Consider the following 19,673-nt stretch of genomic DNA (forward strand, 5'->3'; position numbering starts at 1 on the left):
GGTATGGTTGGTACTTGGATTGCTATGTTTGTTGATTGGATAGTTAAGGCTATAATATTTACATTCAGATATTTAAGCGGTAAATGGATAAAGTTTAAATATAGTTAATGATATTTAATAAATAAAAGAAAATTGGTATGCCTTAATAATTTTAAGAACATACCAATTTTTTTATTAATTAAAGCTAAAACAATTTATAAGCGTTTTATTAATTTAGCAGGATTTCCTCCTACTATAGTATTACTTTCAACATCTTTATTTACAACAGCACCTGCAGCAACTATTGCATTTTCTCCGATGGTAACGCCAGGAAGTATAATAGCACCAGTACCAATCCATACATTTTTCTTTATTATAATTTGTTTTGGTATAAGTATATTCCTATTATTAAAATCATGATTAGGAGTTATTATACTCACATTATGTGCTATTTGTACATTATCTTCTATAATTAATACGCCTATATCCATTATAGTGCAGTTTTTATTTATAAATACATTCTTTCCGAACTCTATATTACCTATATCAACATGAAAATTAGGCATTATAATCACAGATTCATCAATATTCGTTTCAAAAATTTGATTTAAAATTTCTTTATTATTTTTATATGCTTGAAAAGTATTATTATACTTCCATAATAGTTTTTCTGTTTTCTGCATTTTATTTGCTATATTTATAAACTCTTCGGAAAACATATCTATTGATTTACCTGAACTATAGTCTTTTAAAAATTCTTTTATATTCATAATTAATATTCTCCTTTTATAAATTATAATTATAACATTGGAGTTAACTCTAACTTCAATATAAAAAAATATTTTTTAATTAAAGAAGTCTTTTTCTTCTAATTTTTTATTTAATTTTTCTAATCTTATTTTCATTTCATTAAAATGCTTCTGCATTAAATCCCTTTCATTTATCAATATCGATTTTCTTTCGTTTAGAGTATTTTTTCCTTTTTTTGAAAGTTTAATATATTTTATTATGGAGTCTATAGATATGCCTAAATCACGCATTGATTTTGAAAACTCTATGCATTTTAAATTATATTCATTATAGTTTCTTATTCCGCTTTTACTTCTGCTTATTTCAGGTATTACACCTATTTTTTCATAATATCTTAAAGTGTCTTTTGATAAACCTGTTAATTCACTTACTTCTGATATAGTCATAGTGTCCTCCCTTCTATTATTGCTTGTTTTATGTAGTAATTTTAAATTATTATTAAAATATATCAAATACTTATATCTTATAATTAGTTATAATAAAAAAGTATTACTAAATATTGACATTTATGATATTATACAAAAAAATAAAATAGGTATTTGAATGGATATAAAGTCTTTAAAATATTTTTTAACTGCCGCCAGAGAAGGAAGCATTACAAAAGCAGCAAATTCTCTAAATCTTACACAGCCGAATCTTTCAAGACAAATAAATAATTTAGAAAAAGAAATAGGAAAAAAATTATTTATAAGAAGTAATTACAGTATAAAACTTACTTCAGACGGTATTTTGCTTAAGAAAAGAGCAGAAGAAATTATTGATATGATAGAAAAGACAAGAATGGAATTTCAATCATCTGAAGACATTATAGCCGGAGATATTTATATAGGAAGTGCAGAAACTTATTATATAAAATTAATTGCTGATGTAATAAAAAATCTTAGAAAATCACATCCCAATATAATATATCATATTCATAGCGGTGCATATTCAGAAATTACAGAAAAACTTGATAAGGGACTTTTAGATTTTGGAATTTTAATAGGCAATATTGATTCATCTAAATATGATTATATAGATATTCCTTATAAAGAAGTTTACGGATTATTAATGAGAAAAGACTCTCATTTATCTAAAAATAAATTTATAGAAAAAAATGATTTATTTGATATACCTATAATGTGTCCTAAGATATTTTTTAATAATAAAATTCAGACATCAAAATTTAATGAATGGATAGGAAATGATTTTGATAAATTAAATATTATATTGACCTATAATTTGATTTATAATGCTGCTTTAATGGTTGAAAAGGGTATAGGATATGCTTTAACTATAGATAAATTAGTCAATACAACAAATACAAGCGATTTATGTTTTGTGCATTTAAAACCAAGATTGGAAATAGAATTAAGGGTGGTTTGGAAAAAGAATCAGGTATTTTCAGAGGCTTCAAAAATATTTTTAGATAAAGTATATGAGAAATTAAATAATTAGTTCATTATGGTTTTTATTAAAAATTATAATAATGAATTTCTGCTGTAATCTGTTATATCAGTACCTATTTTTTCAGCTAATTCTTTTACAGTAATTTTTTTATCATATATAGCATTAAGTTCGCTGTCTGCTGCTCCTACTAAACATACAAATATAACTTTGCCGTTAGGAGTATATATTTCTCCTGCTTCATCCGGTATAGTTATAAATCCTGTTATTTTAGATTTTTGCTTAGCATCAATTCCTTCTTGCTGTTTAGTCCATATATATTCATAAGGATTAAATATTGCTCCATTATCAAATACATATCTTGCTAATTGCTGCAGAAATCCTACTGCTGTTTTTATTTCATCATCTCCGGCATCATCATCTTTAGTATTTTTCATTTGTTTTTCATTCATTTTTAATTTGAAAGTGAGTTCAAATCCGAATCCGCTGTATTCTTTATTATCAGATTCTTTTTCATAAAGTTCGCTGAATCCGTATGTAACAAAATGATAATAACCTTTTCCTCTGTAAATACTTATTCCGTCAAGAGGATCTTTTCCTCCAAGCATATAACTTATTACAGGTCTGTAATGTAAAGGATCTTTTTGATCTGTATATATTTTTTCAAAAGTTTCTGATATGGCATCAAAACCTGATGTATTTATTTCTTCATTATCAAGATTATTATTTAAATCTTCTAAACTCATGTTTGATACCTCTTATAGATTTTTATAAAGTTTAAATATCTTTCAATTTTTTGTCAATAATTAAAAATTTATACATTTTCATTTATATTTACAGCTTTGAAATTATGATGTTTTAATATAAAATATTGTATATGATAATTAATGCAGTCAATATTTAGGGTGTTTATGGATGATTAATAAAATTTTTTGTTTTAAAGATTTTAATTATAAATTATATTTTTCACTTATATTTTTATCTTTGTTTCCTGCATTATATCAAACTATAAGAACTATGATAGTTTCAATTTCTGTGGATTCTTCTGTATTTAATGTTATAGGACAGCTTGAATGGTTTGATTTGATAAATGAGACATTATTAGCATTTTTGCATATTCCTCTTTATGCTATATTTAATAGAGTAATAAAAAATGATGATTCCAATTTTCCAAAAGTTACTTTTAAAGTAGTATTAGTTGGATTTATATTATATTGTTTATTTTCTATTATTGTTTACATAATATCAAGAAATCTTATAAGTTTTATGAATGTAGGAGAAAATGATATTGATAGTGTTGCTAAATATTTAAATTTGGAAACTATAGCGTTTGTAATTGGATTTATTATTACCTCTGTGAATATAGTAATAGTTTCAAAAGAATTATATAAAGTTTTTATAGTATTTGCATTTGTGAAAACTTTTTTTCTTATTATATTAGATTTAAATTTAGTATCAAAATTTAATGCTTTAGGCATAGCATATTCTAATATGATTATTAATTCTGTAATGGGAATATTAGGTATAGCTGTATTAATAAAAATTGGACTATTAAAATTATCATGGTTTTATAAAAATGATAAGAAGATATTTATTTCATATTTTAATATAGGGATATTTTCTGCTCTTCAAATTTTAATAGATAATATAATATATGCATTGATGATAGTAAAAATGGTTAATCTTGTTGCAGAACAAGGTAATTACTGGGTGGCAAATAATTTTATATGGAATTGGTTATTGATGCCTGTATTAGTTTTAAATGAAGTTATAAGAACAAATTGTAAAGAAAATAGAAATAATCAAATTTTCAATTATTTTAGAATTATATTTATTGTAACTATTTTAGGAGTATTTCTCGTTTTATTTTCAAATTTGTTTTTCAAATATGTAGAGAAACTTGAAAATTATAATGATATATATATTTTAGTATTAAAATTATCGCCTTTTTATATATTTTATGCATTATCAATCATACCTGATAATATATTCATAGGCTATGGCAAAACAATATATAATCTTATAAATTCCATAATTATAAATTTTGTTTATTACGGCATTGTATATTTGCTATATTTAAAAGGATATATTAATTTTAATATGAATGCTATAATTATTATGTTTGGTTTAGGGATAATTTTACATACTTTAATATCATATTTTATTTTATATAAGAAAAAAGATATATTAATATGTTAGGTTTTTTATAAAATTTTATTGTGCTTTAAAAATAATAAAATAATTGAGGGCATTATATATGATAAGCAAAGAAATTTATGATTTGTTTGAGCTTGGTCATAAGGCTTTTCAAGAAAAAAGGTATGATGAAGCTATTAATAATTTAGAAAAGATTATTGATATTTATAATAAAGATTTAGTTTTTTACTATGATAATGAATACATTATTTATAGTAATGATGATGATAATGATGAGACAAGCGATGAAGAAGTTGATAATATGCATAATCTTTTAGTAAGTACATATTATAATATAGGTGCCTCCAAATGTAATTTGAAGATGTATGAAGAGGCTGTAAAATATTTTGATAAAACTTTAGAGCTTAATGATGAATATTATAATGCATACTACAGCAGAGGAGTTGCTGAATATCATTTATATTTATATGAAGATGCAATAAAAGATTTCAATAAAGCCTTAGAATTAAAATATGATTTTAAAGATGTTTATTTTATTAGGGCTTTAGCTTATTCTAAAATAGATAAACATAAAGATGCTGTTAATGATTTTAACACATTATTAATAGAATATGATGATATTGATTATATATACTATTATTACAGAGGTTTATCTAAATTTAATTTGAATTTATTTGAAGAGGCTGTAAAAGATTTCAGTATAGCTTTAGATGCTTTGCCTAATGAGAGTTATATATATTATGATAGGGCTATAGCTTATTCTAGTTTAAATATGTTTGATAATGCTGTTAATGATTATAGTAAAGTTATAGAGCTTAATAAAAATGAAATTGATGCTTATTATAACAGAGCAGCATTATATTTTGAAATAAAGGAATATGAAAAGTCTATAAAAGATTATGATAAAGTTATAGAGTTAAATCCCAATGATAAAGAAGCAATATATAATAGGGGAATATCCAAAAGAAATTTAAATTTGTACGAAGAGGCAATAAAAGATTTTAATATGTTATTGGACTATAATAATATATTTGTTTACTACAATATAGGTATTTGCTATTTAGAATTAGGAAAGTATAAAGAAGCAGTTAATAATTTTGATATATTTATAAAAGAAAAAAAAGATTTTCCTGATGTGTATTATTATAGAGGCAATTCAAAAACTAATTTAGAAGAATATAAAGAAGCTATTGATGATTACAGTAAAGCATTAGAATTAGATAATATGTATACTGAAGCTTATTATGAAAGGGCTGAGGCAGAAATTTATTTGGGACTTTATAAAGATGCTATGAATGATTTTGATAAAACTTTAGAATCGTCAGAGCTTGATTCTACTAAGGCTTATGTATATTATTCTAAAGGTGTTTTAAATAGTATTTTAGAAAATTATGAAGCTGCTGTAGCAGATTATAGTAAGTCTATAGAATTAGGTTATGATTGTTATTATAGAAGGGCTATGGCTAAATGCAATATTGGTTTATTTGAAGAAGCCATTTATGATTACGATAAAGCTATAGAGTTAGAGCCTGATAATGCAGAAATATACAATAACATGGGAGCTTGTAAAAGTGATTTGGGGTTAAATGAAGAGGCAATAAAATATTATGATAAGGCTATAGAATTGAATTCAAATTATTATGAAGCGTATTATAACAGAGCCATATCAAAAGAAGCATTACAAAAGTATGAAGAAGCTATTAATGATTATAATATAACTATTCAATTAAATGAAAAACATGATCATGCACTTAACAATATGGGAAGCTGTTATGTTCAATTACAACAATATGATAAAGCATTAGAAAATTATTATAAAGCTTTAGAAATAAATTCTGAGCTTTCTCTTTCATATAATAATATAGGCGAAGTAAAATCAAGATTAGCTTTAAAAGAAAAAGAAAACGGCAATATAAATAATTATAATAAATTAAATGAAGAAGCACTTGTATATTTTTATAAGTCTTATGAAATAGCTTTAAAAAACAATAATAAATATGAAATAAATTGTATAATAGATAATATGAAAGAATTAGCTATTGAAAATATAGAACCTGCAATAGAGTTCTGTAAAAATAATGATATTGATTATTAAATTAAAATATAAATTGTTATGTTTTATATTTTATTAACTATTAATAATTAAATATTCTTTTTGAAGTGTTATTTATAAAATGTATTATAGATTTATCTTCTGGTTCATTGATTTTATAATATTCTAATAATTTTTGATATTCTCTTTTTATTGTGTTTATTATTTCTTTTCTATAATTTTTATTATTTTTTTTAATATTTTCTAAATATGCAATCGTATTTCTTATTTGATGAGTATTTTTATTTGAACAGCTTTCTACAAATTCATTTATATAAATATTGAATATATTATCATTTTCCAAAGTATTTAGAGATAAAATATATAATATAGTAGAGTTTCTATTATTAATAAATATATCAAATTCTTTAAAATCTATTAAATTATTTTTATAAAGATATAAAGCCATATCAATAAAAAGTTTATAATTATTTGTTTTATTTTCTTCATTAGATAATTTTTTATAATATTCCAATGCTGATTTTATTTCATCTGTCCAATCAAAAATTTCTTTTTTGAAATTACCTACATACAAATCAGAGTTTGAATGAACTTTTAAATATAAAACTTTAACATAAGAATCTATAATATCTTTGTTTTGAAATGCATCTTTAATATGTTTTTCTATCTTTTTATAATTATGATTATCTAATAAATGAACAAGTTTTAATTTATAATTTTCGTCTTTTTCTAAACTGTATAAATTATATAGTTCATTTAAATATTTTTCTTCTAATGATTTGTATTTATGTATTGTTGTTATGATACTTTGTTTATTTATAATATTATTTTCTTTTTCATTATTTAATATGTCATAATAATATTTAATTAAATCATCAATTTCAAATTTTAATCTTATTCCAAAAGAACCCATATTATAATTAAGAGATGTTTCCAAAGCCCAATTCTCATAATAATCAACAAAGTTATCATAACAAGTGATAAAAGGCTCTTCATAAAACTCATCATCATAATAAACAACTTTTCCTCTATTTTCTCCTGTTACTATTAAACCTATAGAAGAAGAACAGCCCAAAGTTCCGAACCTTAATATTCCATAATATTCAAAGTCTGTATCTTCTATATCATTAGCATTTCCTTCATTGACCTTTTTTGAATACTCTATCATCAAATCAATTCTGTTATCATATTTCAAATAATCAAAATACATATCCTCAAATTTATCCATACTGTATCCATGACAAGCCCCACCGTTTCCGACTTCTGTTATAAACCAAAAATAATCTTCTGGAAGTTTGAACTCATATTTGTTTTCTAATTCTATAACTTTATTTTTATTTATAGGAGGATTTAATTTATATTTATGACTTTTTGATGCAAATTGTTTGAAGTTTTTATCTGTTTCTTTGCATTTATTTAAGAGATTTAAAATATTTTGTTTTCTTTCATTATTTAGTTTTTTATTGATTATCATGTTTTATGGAATTCCTAATTTGTAATTATTGTGTTTTATTATTTTATAGCATAAAAGTTTTTTTTGTCAATTTTTATTTACTATAATTATAGTATTATGTATTTTTATATTGTTAATATTTAATTAATATCATTTATAATGGTATTAATTAAATTAGGAGTATTATATGGAAAAAAAATATGTTTGTTATATTTATAATTTAATTTTAGGCAATGATAAAATATTTCTTTTTGGATTTGTAATAAAGTGTAATAATTTTTGTTTTTTAGATAAATTACCTGTTTTTAATGATTCTGAGATAGAAATATCTTTTAGTATTTTAGATGAAAATAAATATAATGAATTCATTAATAAATACGTAAATGATAATATTTTTTCATTTAATTTACTTAAACAAAACGGTAATGATATGAATATAAAATATATATCAGAGACTAAATTAAATAAACCAAAAGATTCATATTCTTTTATTAGTTTACATAAATTTAAAAAATTATTTATTAATGATTATGACTTTGATAATATTGATATAAGCAGTATTATAGAAAAATTAAAAAAATACGCTTCTCCATTTTTTTATAATAATTCTATAGCTATTGGATCTTTTTATGTTATTGAGAATAATATTTTATTTTATAATTCTCCTGTTAAAGTAAATGTAGATATATATTCAACTGAAGTGAATTTATTATTTGATGATAGTGTACTTAATAATACAGCAAGGCTTATTATTTATTCTAATAATGATGAAATAATTTTTGATAGTATTGTTAATATTGAATCTTTAGAAAAAAACATTACTGTGTCAATGTTACCAACTGGTCATAGTTTAGAAATATTTAATGAAACTGGAGAATCTATATATTATGAAAATTATCACATATTATTAGAGATAGATTTAAAAATGCATATTATGCAAAATATGTTGACCATAAGTGATATTTTAAGTAAAAAAATAAAGATTTAAATAAAATATCATTAAAAGGTAATCCTATAGATTCAAAAATAAGTTATATTAATAAAATAAATAATACTAAATTAAAAGATTATATCATTTATAATCAATACATAAAAGATAAATTTATAAATGATAGATATGATTATATAAAATTCAATGGAGCAGAAAGTTATTGGTTTGAAAAGATAAATGGTACAGAATGTGTGAATAAGATAATAGAGCTTGTTAAAGAATCAGATGAGGCAATTTTTATAGATCCATATTTTGATGCATTTGATGATTTAAATGATAAAAATACTAATATGAATTCTACTCAAAATATGATGGTATTGATTAATAGACTTGTTGGAAATATTACAATAATTACTACTTCTAAAAATAGCAGTTATTTATCATCTCAATTGTCAAATATTTGTAAATTATTTGAATTAACAAATACTAATATAATACTAAAAACAATAAACAATGTAAAAATGCATGATAGATATTTGTTGTTAAAAAAAGGAAATAATATATTATTATATTCTCTTACAAATAGTATTAACTCTGTTATGGGAAAATATCCTTTAGGTATATTATCTATTAATATATTAAAAAATGATAAATTAAGAGAATATATTTATAATATATTGAATACTTCTGTTGAATTTTTCAATATGAAAAATTTTATTAATAAAAATAAAATTAAACATAGGTATGAATATATTGAGTATTTAATAGATGATATAAAATCTAAGGCTATAGAAAATATATTAACAAATAATATAAATGATTTTATTGAAAAGTATAATAAATTAAAAAATGATGATGAAATACTGGCTTTTTTAGCTTTATCTGATACTTTATTTCATATAAATCAAAATGATTATCCAATATTAACAGATATTTTTAATAAAGATATAGAATTAATTTCAGATAAAACAGAATTGCTTATAAAAATGGAAAAATATTTATTTGATAATTATTATAAAAAATTAGGTGTAACATTAACTTATTCAAATAGTTTGTTGGATATTATAAAAAAAGATGAATTATCTATAGAAAATTATATTGAAATTTATAAATCATGTAATTTTCCACAAAGAGAGAGATTTGATATATATTCTTGGATGATATTTTTAAAAAATTTATATAGGATCAATTCTGATTCTATAGTTAATTATATAAAAAAATCTAATATCAATGGTGGAGAATTACAAATAGAGGCATTAAATATAATCATAAATGAGTATTTTTATTTAGATGAAAATACTAATGTAAATACTAATATTATGAAAATGATTTTAATGTATAAAGTTATTAGTTCAATATATAAAACAAATGGCATAAATATAAATTTAATTGAAAATAAAATAAATATATTAAAAAACTTAGATATTCCTAATTCTATCATTTTTTCAGCATTTATTTATTCATATATATTTTTTGAAAATGGAAGAACAGAATTAAATTCAATTATAGATGATTTTATTAAACTAGATATTTTCAAAAATATAATTAATAAATCTAATATTTCAGATATTATTAAAGTTTTGAAAAATCGTTATATTTTAGATTTTCAGATTTTAAATAAGATTATTAATTCTGATTTAATAGAAAATAATGATGTAGATACAAAAATAAAATTATTAAGTATGTATTTTCAATATAATATTAATATTTGGAATACTATTTTTAATGATTGGGATTATATATATCATATTGCTATATTATTACGTTCTTTAGATGATTTTAAATCAGCTTCAAAAGTGTTAAAGAATTTACTTAAAAATAATATATCTGATATAGATGATGGATTATTATGTATACCAATTTTTGATAAAATATATAATCAATATTTTGATAAAAATAATTTCAAAGAAAAGGTATGTATTATTTTATATTTATTTACTGAAATTATTGAAGACAGCAAGTATTTTATTGATAAAGTAATTACTATATACTTGAATATTCATTCAGGTTTTATATATGTGTCAGAATTAATAGAATTTATTATGCTTAAAAGTGTTTTTAATTGTTATTATTGTGATGAAATAAATAATGTTAATAATAATGGTTTTAAACAATTTTTAGAAGAGTTACAAAAAGATAATAATTTAAAAGCTATATATGATATTTTTAAAGATTATAGTAATTATTCGTATGATTCATTAAAAGTATTATTTGAGTATATAGATTGCATATCTAAAAAATCAAATATAGATAACTTACGAAAATATTTGATTGACATAGTAATTAAAATTATTTATTCAATTTTTAATAATCAAATAGAAGATGACAGTAAATTTGAAATTGAATTTGATAAATTAATAAATATAATTAATAATATATTAGAAGATATGTATAATGGAGATATTAGTATTGATGTAAATTATATGTAATTAATAATATAAATTCTACTTTTAAATTTTTTAGTAAATAAAAAATTTAAAAGTAGAATTCTTTATTAAAATTAGATTTACTCGCAAATCATAATACCTTTTTCATATTTCAAAGCTTTTGCTTTGGCAAGTTCTTTTTTGTTTAAAGGAGTTTCACTATAAAGTTTGCATTTTAAATATTCAGCACTTGTTCCAATATAATTATTGTCTCCTAAATCTTTTTCTATTATTATTTTTAAATCTCTTCCTTCAGCATTTTTGTAGTATGAATCTTTAAGCTTGTTGTTTAAATCATTTAACATTTTAGCTCTTTTTAGTTTTGTTCTGTATCCAACTTGGCCGTCCATTTTTGATGAAGGAGTATTCTCTCTGTTTGAATATCTAAATATATGAATCTTTATGAATTTTGATTTCTCGCATAAATCATAAGTATCTTTAAAGTCATTATTTTCTTCATGCGGGAAACCCACCATTACATCGCTGCTTATAGACATATTTGCATTAGTTTTATATAGTTTTTCTGTGATATTTAAATAATCTTCTCTTGTATATCTTCTGTTCATTAGTTTTAATATTTTATCGCTTCCTGACTGCAAAGGTATATGAGCATGCGGACAAAGTACATCATCATTTTTAAATAGACTTATAAGATTATCATCAAAATAAAGCGGCTCTACAGATGAAAGCCTTATTCGTATGCCATATTTGGATGAATGCTCTAATATTTTAGTTAATATATTATAGAAGCTAATTTCATTATTGTAATTATATGAACCTAAATTAAGACCTGTAAGTACAATTTCTTTGTATTTGTAATCGCTGGCCATTCTTACAGCATCATATATTTTGGAAGGCTCAACACTTCTATGACTTCCGCGTACTCTTGAAACTATACAATACGTACAAAATACATTGCATCCGTCCTGTATTTTTAGATAGGCTCTGCTCTGTTCCTGAGGAAAAAATATTGGATTTTTAACCTCATTAGTACCGCTTGTATGTATAGTATTAAATATTATTTCAGAAGCCTCTTCTTTTTTATCATTAGGTATAAGTATGATATTGTCTTTGATAATTGAAGAGTCTTTATCATTCTTAGATACATAACATCCTATTAAAAATATTTTTTTTTGTGATAGATCTCCAAGTTTTTCCAAATAAGCCATAAGTTTTTTATCACTGTCATTAGTAACAGTGCATGTATTTATAGCTATGGCATCAGCATTATTTAATTCGGTGATATTAGCTCCCATGTTTTTTAACTCATAGGATATTTTCTCACTTTCATACTGATTAAGACGGCATCCGAATGTATGTATATGTATGTTCATAATAATCTCTATAAATAGTATTAATTATCTATTAGTAGTATATATTTAAAATTGTAATAACTCAAATATTTTAAAAAAAAATTAATTAACATAATAAAATTATTATTAAAGCAAAAAATATTCCGATTAACATAATAACATAATTTTTTATTTTTGCTACTTGCAGTATTTTATAATTATGTTAATATAATTATGTTTATTAAAATGCAGGAATACTATTAACATAATTAGTAAAGAATTTTTAATTTCTATTATAGCAAGGGAGTAGGCAATGAATCCTAACTATCGTATAGAGTTGGCAGATAATAATAAGGGGAGAGAAAAAATGACATTTAACAGCGGGTCTTCTTTAGATACTGTGATAAAAGTAATAGGAGTAGGCAACGGCGGATGTAATGCTGTAAACCGAATGATTGAAGAAGGACTTGAAAATGTTGAATTTATTGCTATGAATACAGATTCTCAGGCTCTTTCCCGTTCAAATGCTCCTACTAGAGTAGTTTTGGGAGATAGAATAACACAAGGTTTGGGTGCAGGTACAGACCCTGAAAAAGGTGCTGAAGCTGCCAGAGAGGATATTGCCAAAATAGAAGAACTTGTAAGCGGTGCTAATTTAGTATTTATTGCAAGCAGTTTCGGAGGCGGTACAGGAACCGGAGCAAGCCCTGTTGTGGCTGAGGCTGCTAAAAAGGCAGGAGCTTTAACTATAGGTGTTGTTACTAAACCTTTTGAATATGAAGGTAAATTGAAAATGAACCGTGCTGAGGCTGGTATAGACAAAATGCTTACAGTAGTGGATTCTCTTATAATAATACCTAATGAAAATCTATATGATATGGTAGATATGGATAATTACAGCTATGAACAGGCTTTATCTGTTGTAGATGATATATTACGTCAAGGTGTTCAAGGTATCTCTGATATAATCACTCAGACAGGCTTTATTAATGTGGACTTTGCCGATGTTAGAACTATGATATCTCTTTCTAATGGCAGAGCTCATTTAGGTATAGGAGTAGGTAAGGGAGATGAGAGACTTAAAAAAGCTATTAATAATGCCTTTGAAAATCCGCTTTTGGATGTTTCAAGTATTAAAAATGCAAGAGGAATACTCGCAAATATAGTTTGTCCTAAAGATTTTGCTATGAGAGAGTACAGAGAAGCTAGTAAAATCATTAATAATTATGCTAATGAAAATGCTAATATAAAAATTGGTGTATGCCCTAAAGAAGAACTTAAAGATGAAATTATTGTTACTATAGTGGCAACTGGTTTTGATGCTAATGCTAAAAATGATTATGACAATAAAGATAATGATGAAAATGCTAATGACAGATTTAATATAAATAGAAGTTTAAATAAATACAGCGAGTCAGCTTCTAAAATAGACAATAATAATTCCGCTAACGATACTGTTAATAGCAAAGTAGTAGAAGATAATAAAATATCTGATATTCCAGAGAATAAAGCTGTTCATAATGAAAAAGCTGCTGCTGTATCTGATAATAGGGTAGAAAATATTAGCGAAATAGACAATATAAATACTATAGTTAAAGAACCTGAGGCAGAAAAAGAAGTTGAACTTGAAACTTTAAATGCTATTAATAATAATGCAGATAATAGCACTAAAGAAAATAATACTATAAAAGAAGAAAAAGAAGAGGACAATAAGCCTCTTGAAGAAGTAAAAACTGTTATTGAACCTGCTGCAGTTAAAAAAGAAGAGAAAGAAGATATAGAAGTTAAAAAAGATGATATTAAAAAAGAGTATGCATCTAATAGCTTTGAAAGTAAGATAAATAATCTTAAAAAACCTATTATAGTTAAAACAAATAGATTCAATGCAGATAGTGAAAATAATACTAGTAAAGATGTATATGTTGAAGAAGAATTCAATAGAACTATAGTTAATAATAAACCGGTTGTTAATAATAATATTGAGCATTCTCAAAAATATGAAACAAAAAATTCTACTATAAGTAGTAAAGCAATAGAAAAAATAGCAGAAGAAATGCGTTTTGATGACGAAGAGAAAACAAATAATCCTCATTCAAATGATTTTAAGAGACCATTTGATGTTGTATCCGATGATTATATGGAGAAACATAATAAATTGGGTTATAAAATGTCTATATTTGGTGAGACATCTTCTGCAGATACAGATTTGGAAAAACCTGCTTTCTTGAGACGCCAAATACAAGCAAGAAATACTATGAGATAAGGTGTTGTTTTTATTATGAAGAAAAATATTTTTCAAAAAAGATTAATATTGAGTCTTTTTATTCTTTATATATTTAGTTTATCAGCATTTGCTCAAAATACTATAGAAAATGCTGCTAAACTTTATAATGAAAGAAATTATGAAGGTTCTATAGCTATATTGGAGAATCTTAATGTAAGACCAAGTGATTTAGATTCTTATTTGTTATTGATAGATAATTATATAAAACTTAATAATTATACAATGGCTGAGACTTTAATTGCTGATGCTGAGCGTTATCATTCTAGGTCTTATAAACTTTTTGAAAGAAAGCTGTTAATAGAGATCACTAATAATAGAAATTCAGAGGCTAGAACAACAGTTAATACAATAAAAAATTTAGATAGTAAAAACTACTTAGCTAATTATGCTGAGGGTGTTCTTAGTGAAAGATCCGGTTATTATAAAACAGCTATAAGTCTTTATGAAAGAGCTAGGGTTATAGATAGAATAAGACCGGAAGCTACTGTTGCTTTAGCATATTTGTATTTAGCAAAGGGAGATAATCAAAGAGCTTTAAATTTATTCAATGAAAATATAGCTAATAATCCTAGAATGCCCGAATCTTATTATAATTTAGCTAATTACTATTATTTAAATAAAAATTATAATTCTGCTTTAAATGAAGTAAATAATGCATTACATTATTATACAAATTACAGCGATGCTAAAGTGCTTCAGGCTAATATATATATAGCATTGAATAGATTTGATGATGCTATTGGTATATTAGAGTATATGCCTGATACAGATTTTAATAATAATTCTAAATATTATTATATAGGAAGCGTTTATGAGGGAGCTAATAATTATCTTAGAGCTAAGAATGCTTATATAAATTACCTCAAATCAAATCCTGAAAATGAGCTTGGAAGACTTGCTTATGAGAGAGTTCTTATTAATACTAATCCTACACCTGATTATGAAAGAGACAGAGCCGCATTATATTATGGGAATTTAGCATCTTATTATACAAGACTTGCTGATAATGTAAGAGCTCAGGCTTATTTAAAACACATGTTAAGATTAAATCCTGCTAATACTTATGCAAGATTAATGCTTTCTGATGTTTACAGAAGAATGGGATTACAAGAAAAATCTCTTGAAGAACTTGAAATAGCTAGAAATGTTAATCCGGAAGATAAATCTATATCATATAAATATGATAGTTATAAAAGAAAATTAGATAAGAATATTATATCAAAGTCTTGGGGAATAAATCAGTACGCTATAGAAAAAGCAGGATTTACTATAGCAATAGCAGATACTATAGTTGCTCAAAAAAATAGTCCTATGTATTTAAATACTGCTTTATATCAAACATTATCTTATGTTTTGCCTCAGTTTGGAAGATTTAAAGTATTAGATATGTATACAAATTACTATAATACTAGGGATTTGTATAGAGAATTAAATAATAGAAATGTTGATTATTATTTGAAAGGTTCTGCTTTCCAGAATAATGATACTTTTACAGTTATGCTTGATTTAGTTGATGTAAAAAGTGAAAAAGTTGTTACAAACTTTACTATTATGACTAGAGGAAGAGAAAAAATGGTCGGCGCTGCTGTTATGACTGGAAGAGTTATAAATAATACTATTCCATTTTACTCTAAAATAATAAAGATTCATAATGATAATATATATATAAACTCTGGAAGAATGCAGGGTATTACTAACAATATGAATTTAATTGTATATAATACAACAACACCTAGAACAGATTTATCTACAAGAGGTTATAATAGTGCCATAGGTATGATAAAAATTATAACTGCTGATGAAAATGTATCTTTAGGTAAACTTATAGACGGAAGAGTATTAAATAAGATAAATTTAAATCAAATAGTAATGCCTTATATAACAAATACTGCAAGTCAAACTACTAATACAAATAATAATGTACAGCAGTAATGTTATGAACAGAAATATTGTAGGTGTATATGGACTTATATGCTCAGGCAAGAGTTCATTTTCTAAAATGCTTGCAAATGAAATGAATGCTTTGTATATTGATGCAGATTTAATAGGTCATAATGCTTTAGCAGAGAATAAAGAAAATATAGTTAAAGAATTTTCTTCTGATATTTTAGATGAGAATAATAATATAGATAGAAAAAAACTTGGCAAAATAGTTTTTAATAATTCAAAGAAATTAAAAAGACTTGAAGAGCTTAATTATCCTTATATAGAAGGAAAGGTAAAAGAATTAATAGATTCAACAGATAAAGATGTTGTTATAGAAGCTGCTCTTATAATGAGAAGCCGTATAAAATTCATGTGCAATAGTCTTATATATGTTAATGCTAAAACTTCTGATATAATAAATAGAATGAAAAAAAGCAGAAATATATCAGAACATGAAGCAAGAAAAAGATTAAAAATGCAAAGAGATGTTAAAAATAACAGGTTCAATGCCGATATTTTAATAAACAATATGAAAGATTATAATCATTTGATTATGGTTTCAAAAAAATTAGGAAGGCATTATGGATTTAAATCAAAATACAGAAGAAAAAGGCTCTTCTATTAATAATAATCAATTTGGCAGAAGAAAAACACTTTATATAGTTAATTTTACACCTATAAGATTATTAGTATTTTCTATAAGTGCAGTTGTATTAATACTATTCATTTTTGTATTGGGATTTCATTTAGGCGGTTCAAAACCAGTACATGCAAACAATAATTCTGATGATTCTATGGAGGCATTAATGCACGGTGCTGAAACATCAGATAATATGGATAGCGAAATCAGCAGTGCAGATGTCCCTAATAATGATATAATGGCATTAAATGAATATGATAATAGTTCTTCCAGTATAATAAGAGAAGGAAATACATCCGCTGACAGATATAATGAATATACTCAGAATTTGGCTTCAGAATTAGATGCTATTAATGAAGATATAAAAGAGCAGGAAACAAGAGGAATGTCTCCAAATTCTACATATACTCCTCCTCAGCAGCAAATGGCTGTTATTACACCTAGTGCAGTGCCGGCTTCATCAGCAGCAAATAACAGCACAGCAAATACAAGAGTTCCTTATTCAAGATCATCATCAAGCGATTCTATATATTTTATACAGGTTGCTGTTGGTTATGATAAAGAAAGCACATATTCTGCAAGAGATACTTTGAAAGCCAAATTCCCTAAAACTTTTATAAAAGAAGAAAAAACAGATGATGGTAAAATGATGTATAAATTAAAAGTTGGCAGATATGACAGCAGAGAGGATGCTCAAAAGGCTTTGGCTGAGATAAAAAAGATACCAGCCTATAAAGATAGTTACATTTATTCCGATAAAAAAGTAAGTTAAATAAAAATATCCTAAAAGTTATAGTGATACCCTTTTAAATGAATAATTTGAAAGGGTATTATTATATTTAAACTATTTGTTCAAATTTGGCATTTTTAGATTCCTTATTGTCTATATCTATATTTCTATTTTTGTATTCATTATTAATGTCATCATAATATGATGCTGTTATGTTTAATATATTTTTATCCTCTTTTGAAAAATATCCCATTATCATGGCAGAATCATTAATTATACTATCTATATTTTCTATTTCTTTTATATTCATAAAAAGTTCTAAATATCCGAAAGGTCCTCTGTTATAATTAGGTCTTAATGTTATACAGTTTTTTCTTATTCTTTTTTCTAAGGCATCATTTTCTTTTTCATTTCTCCCAAGTAAGAGCTTCACATTTTTATCCATTCTAATATGTCTGCCTATAGCTAAATACTGCATTAATTCCATATTAAGTATATCAAATCCATTATTAGAAGTTAAATCAGCATACCTTCTTGCATATCCTTTATCAACTATAGCACATCCTGCACCTGCCGGAATAGGATAATCGCTTATGCCGAACTCTTCTGCTAATTTCATTTGTACATGTCTGGATCTGCCGTATATATCATAAAGATTTTCTCTTTTTATTAAACCTTCTTTTTCAGGTATAGTTATAGGTAAAAGTTTTGCTGATAATGGTCTTAATAGCCTGCCTTCAAGTCCGCTTTCTTTTATAGCATTTATTAAGTCTTGAGATTTCTGACTCATTGGTCTTTGTCCTTTAACCTCTCCTGTAGCTACAAAATCAAATCCTTCTTCTTCCATTATTTTCTTAGCAGTTTTAAGCATTAATATATGACAGTCCAAACATGGATTAATTGCACTTCCGTATCCGTATTTAGGATGTAAAAACATATCCAAATAAACATCTTTTAATGAAACAAATCTTATTGGTATATTAAGAAAATCTGCAGCTTTTTTAGCAGGATCATCATTATATATTTCTAAAAGCTCTTCTTTTATAACAGCATATTCCAAACCAGTTACAAATCTTATAGCAAGAACATCGATATTTTCTCTTTTTAGTATTGCCCCTACAAGCATACTGTCTAATCCGCCGGATAATAGTAATATAGCTTTTGCTTTTTTATCGCTCATTAAGTTTTCCTTTTTATAAGTTTATTTTTTATAATATACTAAAATTATTTTGTTTTGTCAACATTATTGTTTTTACATATTTGGCATTAATGCAGATATATTTGACAAAGCATAAAAATTGATTATAATTAAAAAATGATGTAATAGGAGGTATTATGAAGAAATTTGTTATCATATCTATTATAATAATTAGCTTATTAAGCTGCAATTCAAATAAAAATAATAATAATGAAACAGTTGCTGATACAGAAATAAGTTCTAATGTTAATAACATGACTGAAACATTAGAAACTAATATGTTAAATACTTATGAGATTTATGAAGGATATGCCGCTAATGAAGATATTGATGATATACTTCAAATGGCAGGAGAAGAAAATTTAAAAGCACTTGAGGAGCTTAATTTAGTAAAAGATATGTCCTCTT

General features: G+C 24.1%; 15 protein-coding genes and 1 pseudogene. 10 read left to right on the forward strand and 6 right to left on the reverse strand.

The features are described 5' to 3' along the window. Positions 1-194 precede the first annotated feature (194 nt). Both Q0J90_RS00235 and Q0J90_RS00240 read right to left on the reverse strand, forming a co-directional pair. Positions 195-749: a DapH/DapD/GlmU-related protein gene (locus tag Q0J90_RS00235; protein ID WP_297276008.1), complete on the reverse strand. Its 555-nt coding sequence runs from the start codon at positions 747-749 to the stop codon at positions 195-197. 75 nt (positions 750-824) lie between these two features. Then, entirely contained in the window at positions 825-1,175 is a 351-nt protein-coding gene (locus tag Q0J90_RS00240; RefSeq protein ID WP_297276009.1) for a MerR family transcriptional regulator, read from the reverse strand. A gap of 157 nt (positions 1,176-1,332) precedes the next feature. Here Q0J90_RS00240 and Q0J90_RS00245 point away from each other — a divergent pair, with 157 nt between their 5' ends. Beyond that, a complete protein-coding gene (locus tag Q0J90_RS00245) occupies positions 1,333-2,226 on the forward strand; it encodes a LysR family transcriptional regulator (protein WP_297276010.1) in 894 nt (297 codons plus the stop codon). Positions 2,227-2,249: 23 nt separating this feature from the next. Here Q0J90_RS00245 and Q0J90_RS00250 read toward each other — a convergent pair whose 3' ends face one another. After that, on the reverse strand, positions 2,250-2,921 hold the full coding sequence (locus tag Q0J90_RS00250) for a suppressor of fused domain protein (RefSeq protein WP_297276011.1): 672 nt from the start codon (positions 2,919-2,921) through the stop codon (positions 2,250-2,252). A gap of 169 nt (positions 2,922-3,090) precedes the next feature. Between Q0J90_RS00250 and Q0J90_RS00255 the strand changes: the two genes are divergently transcribed. Both Q0J90_RS00255 and Q0J90_RS00260 read left to right on the forward strand, forming a co-directional pair. Next, positions 3,091-4,374 carry a hypothetical protein gene (locus tag Q0J90_RS00255; RefSeq protein WP_297276012.1) on the forward strand — a complete coding sequence of 428 codons (1,284 nt, stop codon included), beginning with the start codon at positions 3,091-3,093 and terminating at the stop codon, positions 4,372-4,374. A gap of 58 nt (positions 4,375-4,432) precedes the next feature. Beyond that, the gene (locus Q0J90_RS00260) at positions 4,433-6,427 is read left to right on the forward strand and encodes a tetratricopeptide repeat protein (protein WP_297276013.1); all 1,995 of its coding nucleotides are present in this window, start codon (positions 4,433-4,435) and stop codon (positions 6,425-6,427) included. A gap of 40 nt (positions 6,428-6,467) precedes the next feature. Here the strand turns inward: Q0J90_RS00260 and Q0J90_RS00265 are convergent, their stop codons facing one another. After that, complete coding sequence (locus Q0J90_RS00265) at positions 6,468-7,859, reverse strand: SMI1/KNR4 family protein (RefSeq protein WP_297276014.1); 1,392 nt, start codon at positions 7,857-7,859, stop codon at positions 6,468-6,470. 166 nt (positions 7,860-8,025) lie between these two features. On the opposite strand from Q0J90_RS00265, the gene Q0J90_RS00270 reads away from it, so the two are divergent. Both Q0J90_RS00270 and Q0J90_RS00275 read left to right on the forward strand, forming a co-directional pair. Continuing rightward, positions 8,026-8,826, forward strand: coding sequence for a hypothetical protein (locus Q0J90_RS00270; protein WP_297276015.1), 801 nt, complete (start codon positions 8,026-8,028; stop codon positions 8,824-8,826). A gap of 194 nt (positions 8,827-9,020) precedes the next feature. Further along, positions 9,021-11,198 carry a hypothetical protein gene (locus tag Q0J90_RS00275; protein WP_297276016.1) on the forward strand — a complete coding sequence of 726 codons (2,178 nt, stop codon included), beginning with the start codon at positions 9,021-9,023 and terminating at the stop codon, positions 11,196-11,198. 77 nt (positions 11,199-11,275) lie between these two features. On the opposite strand, the gene mtaB is transcribed toward Q0J90_RS00275, so the two are convergent. Then, positions 11,276-12,529, reverse strand: coding sequence for a tRNA (N(6)-L-threonylcarbamoyladenosine(37)-C(2))-methylthiotransferase MtaB (gene mtaB, locus Q0J90_RS00280; RefSeq protein ID WP_297276017.1), 1,254 nt, complete (start codon positions 12,527-12,529; stop codon positions 11,276-11,278). Positions 12,530-12,800: 271 nt separating this feature from the next. Here mtaB and ftsZ point away from each other — a divergent pair, with 271 nt between their 5' ends. The 4 genes from ftsZ to Q0J90_RS00300 are packed head-to-tail and all read left to right on the forward strand — an operon-like array spanning position 12,801 to position 18,109. Further along, on the forward strand, positions 12,801-14,750 hold the full coding sequence (gene ftsZ, locus Q0J90_RS00285) for a cell division protein FtsZ (protein ID WP_297276018.1): 1,950 nt from the start codon (positions 12,801-12,803) through the stop codon (positions 14,748-14,750). A 15-nt stretch (positions 14,751-14,765) separates the two neighbouring features. Continuing rightward, positions 14,766-16,703: a tetratricopeptide repeat protein gene (locus tag Q0J90_RS00290; protein WP_297276019.1), complete on the forward strand. Its 1,938-nt coding sequence runs from the start codon at positions 14,766-14,768 to the stop codon at positions 16,701-16,703. A 4-nt stretch (positions 16,704-16,707) separates the two neighbouring features. Next, complete coding sequence (gene coaE, locus Q0J90_RS00295) at positions 16,708-17,322, forward strand: dephospho-CoA kinase (protein ID WP_297276020.1); 615 nt, start codon at positions 16,708-16,710, stop codon at positions 17,320-17,322. Then, a complete protein-coding gene (locus tag Q0J90_RS00300; protein WP_297276021.1) occupies positions 17,279-18,109 on the forward strand; it encodes an SPOR domain-containing protein in 831 nt (276 codons plus the stop codon). Before coaE ends, Q0J90_RS00300 begins: the two co-directional genes overlap by 44 nt. Before the next feature lie 67 nt (positions 18,110-18,176). Here Q0J90_RS00300 and Q0J90_RS00305 read toward each other — a convergent pair whose 3' ends face one another. Then, positions 18,177-19,247 carry a thiamine biosynthesis protein gene (locus tag Q0J90_RS00305; RefSeq protein ID WP_297276022.1) on the reverse strand — a complete coding sequence of 357 codons (1,071 nt, stop codon included), beginning with the start codon at positions 19,245-19,247 and terminating at the stop codon, positions 18,177-18,179. Between the two features lie 155 nt (positions 19,248-19,402). On the opposite strand from Q0J90_RS00305, the pseudogene Q0J90_RS00310 reads away from it, so the two are divergent. Further along, positions 19,403-19,673, forward strand: a pseudogene (locus tag Q0J90_RS00310) (ankyrin repeat domain-containing protein); the annotation flags it as partial.

The sequence above is a fragment of the uncultured Brachyspira sp. genome, assembly GCF_944390595.1.
Classification (GTDB): Bacteria; Spirochaetota; Brachyspiria; order Brachyspirales; family Brachyspiraceae; genus Brachyspira.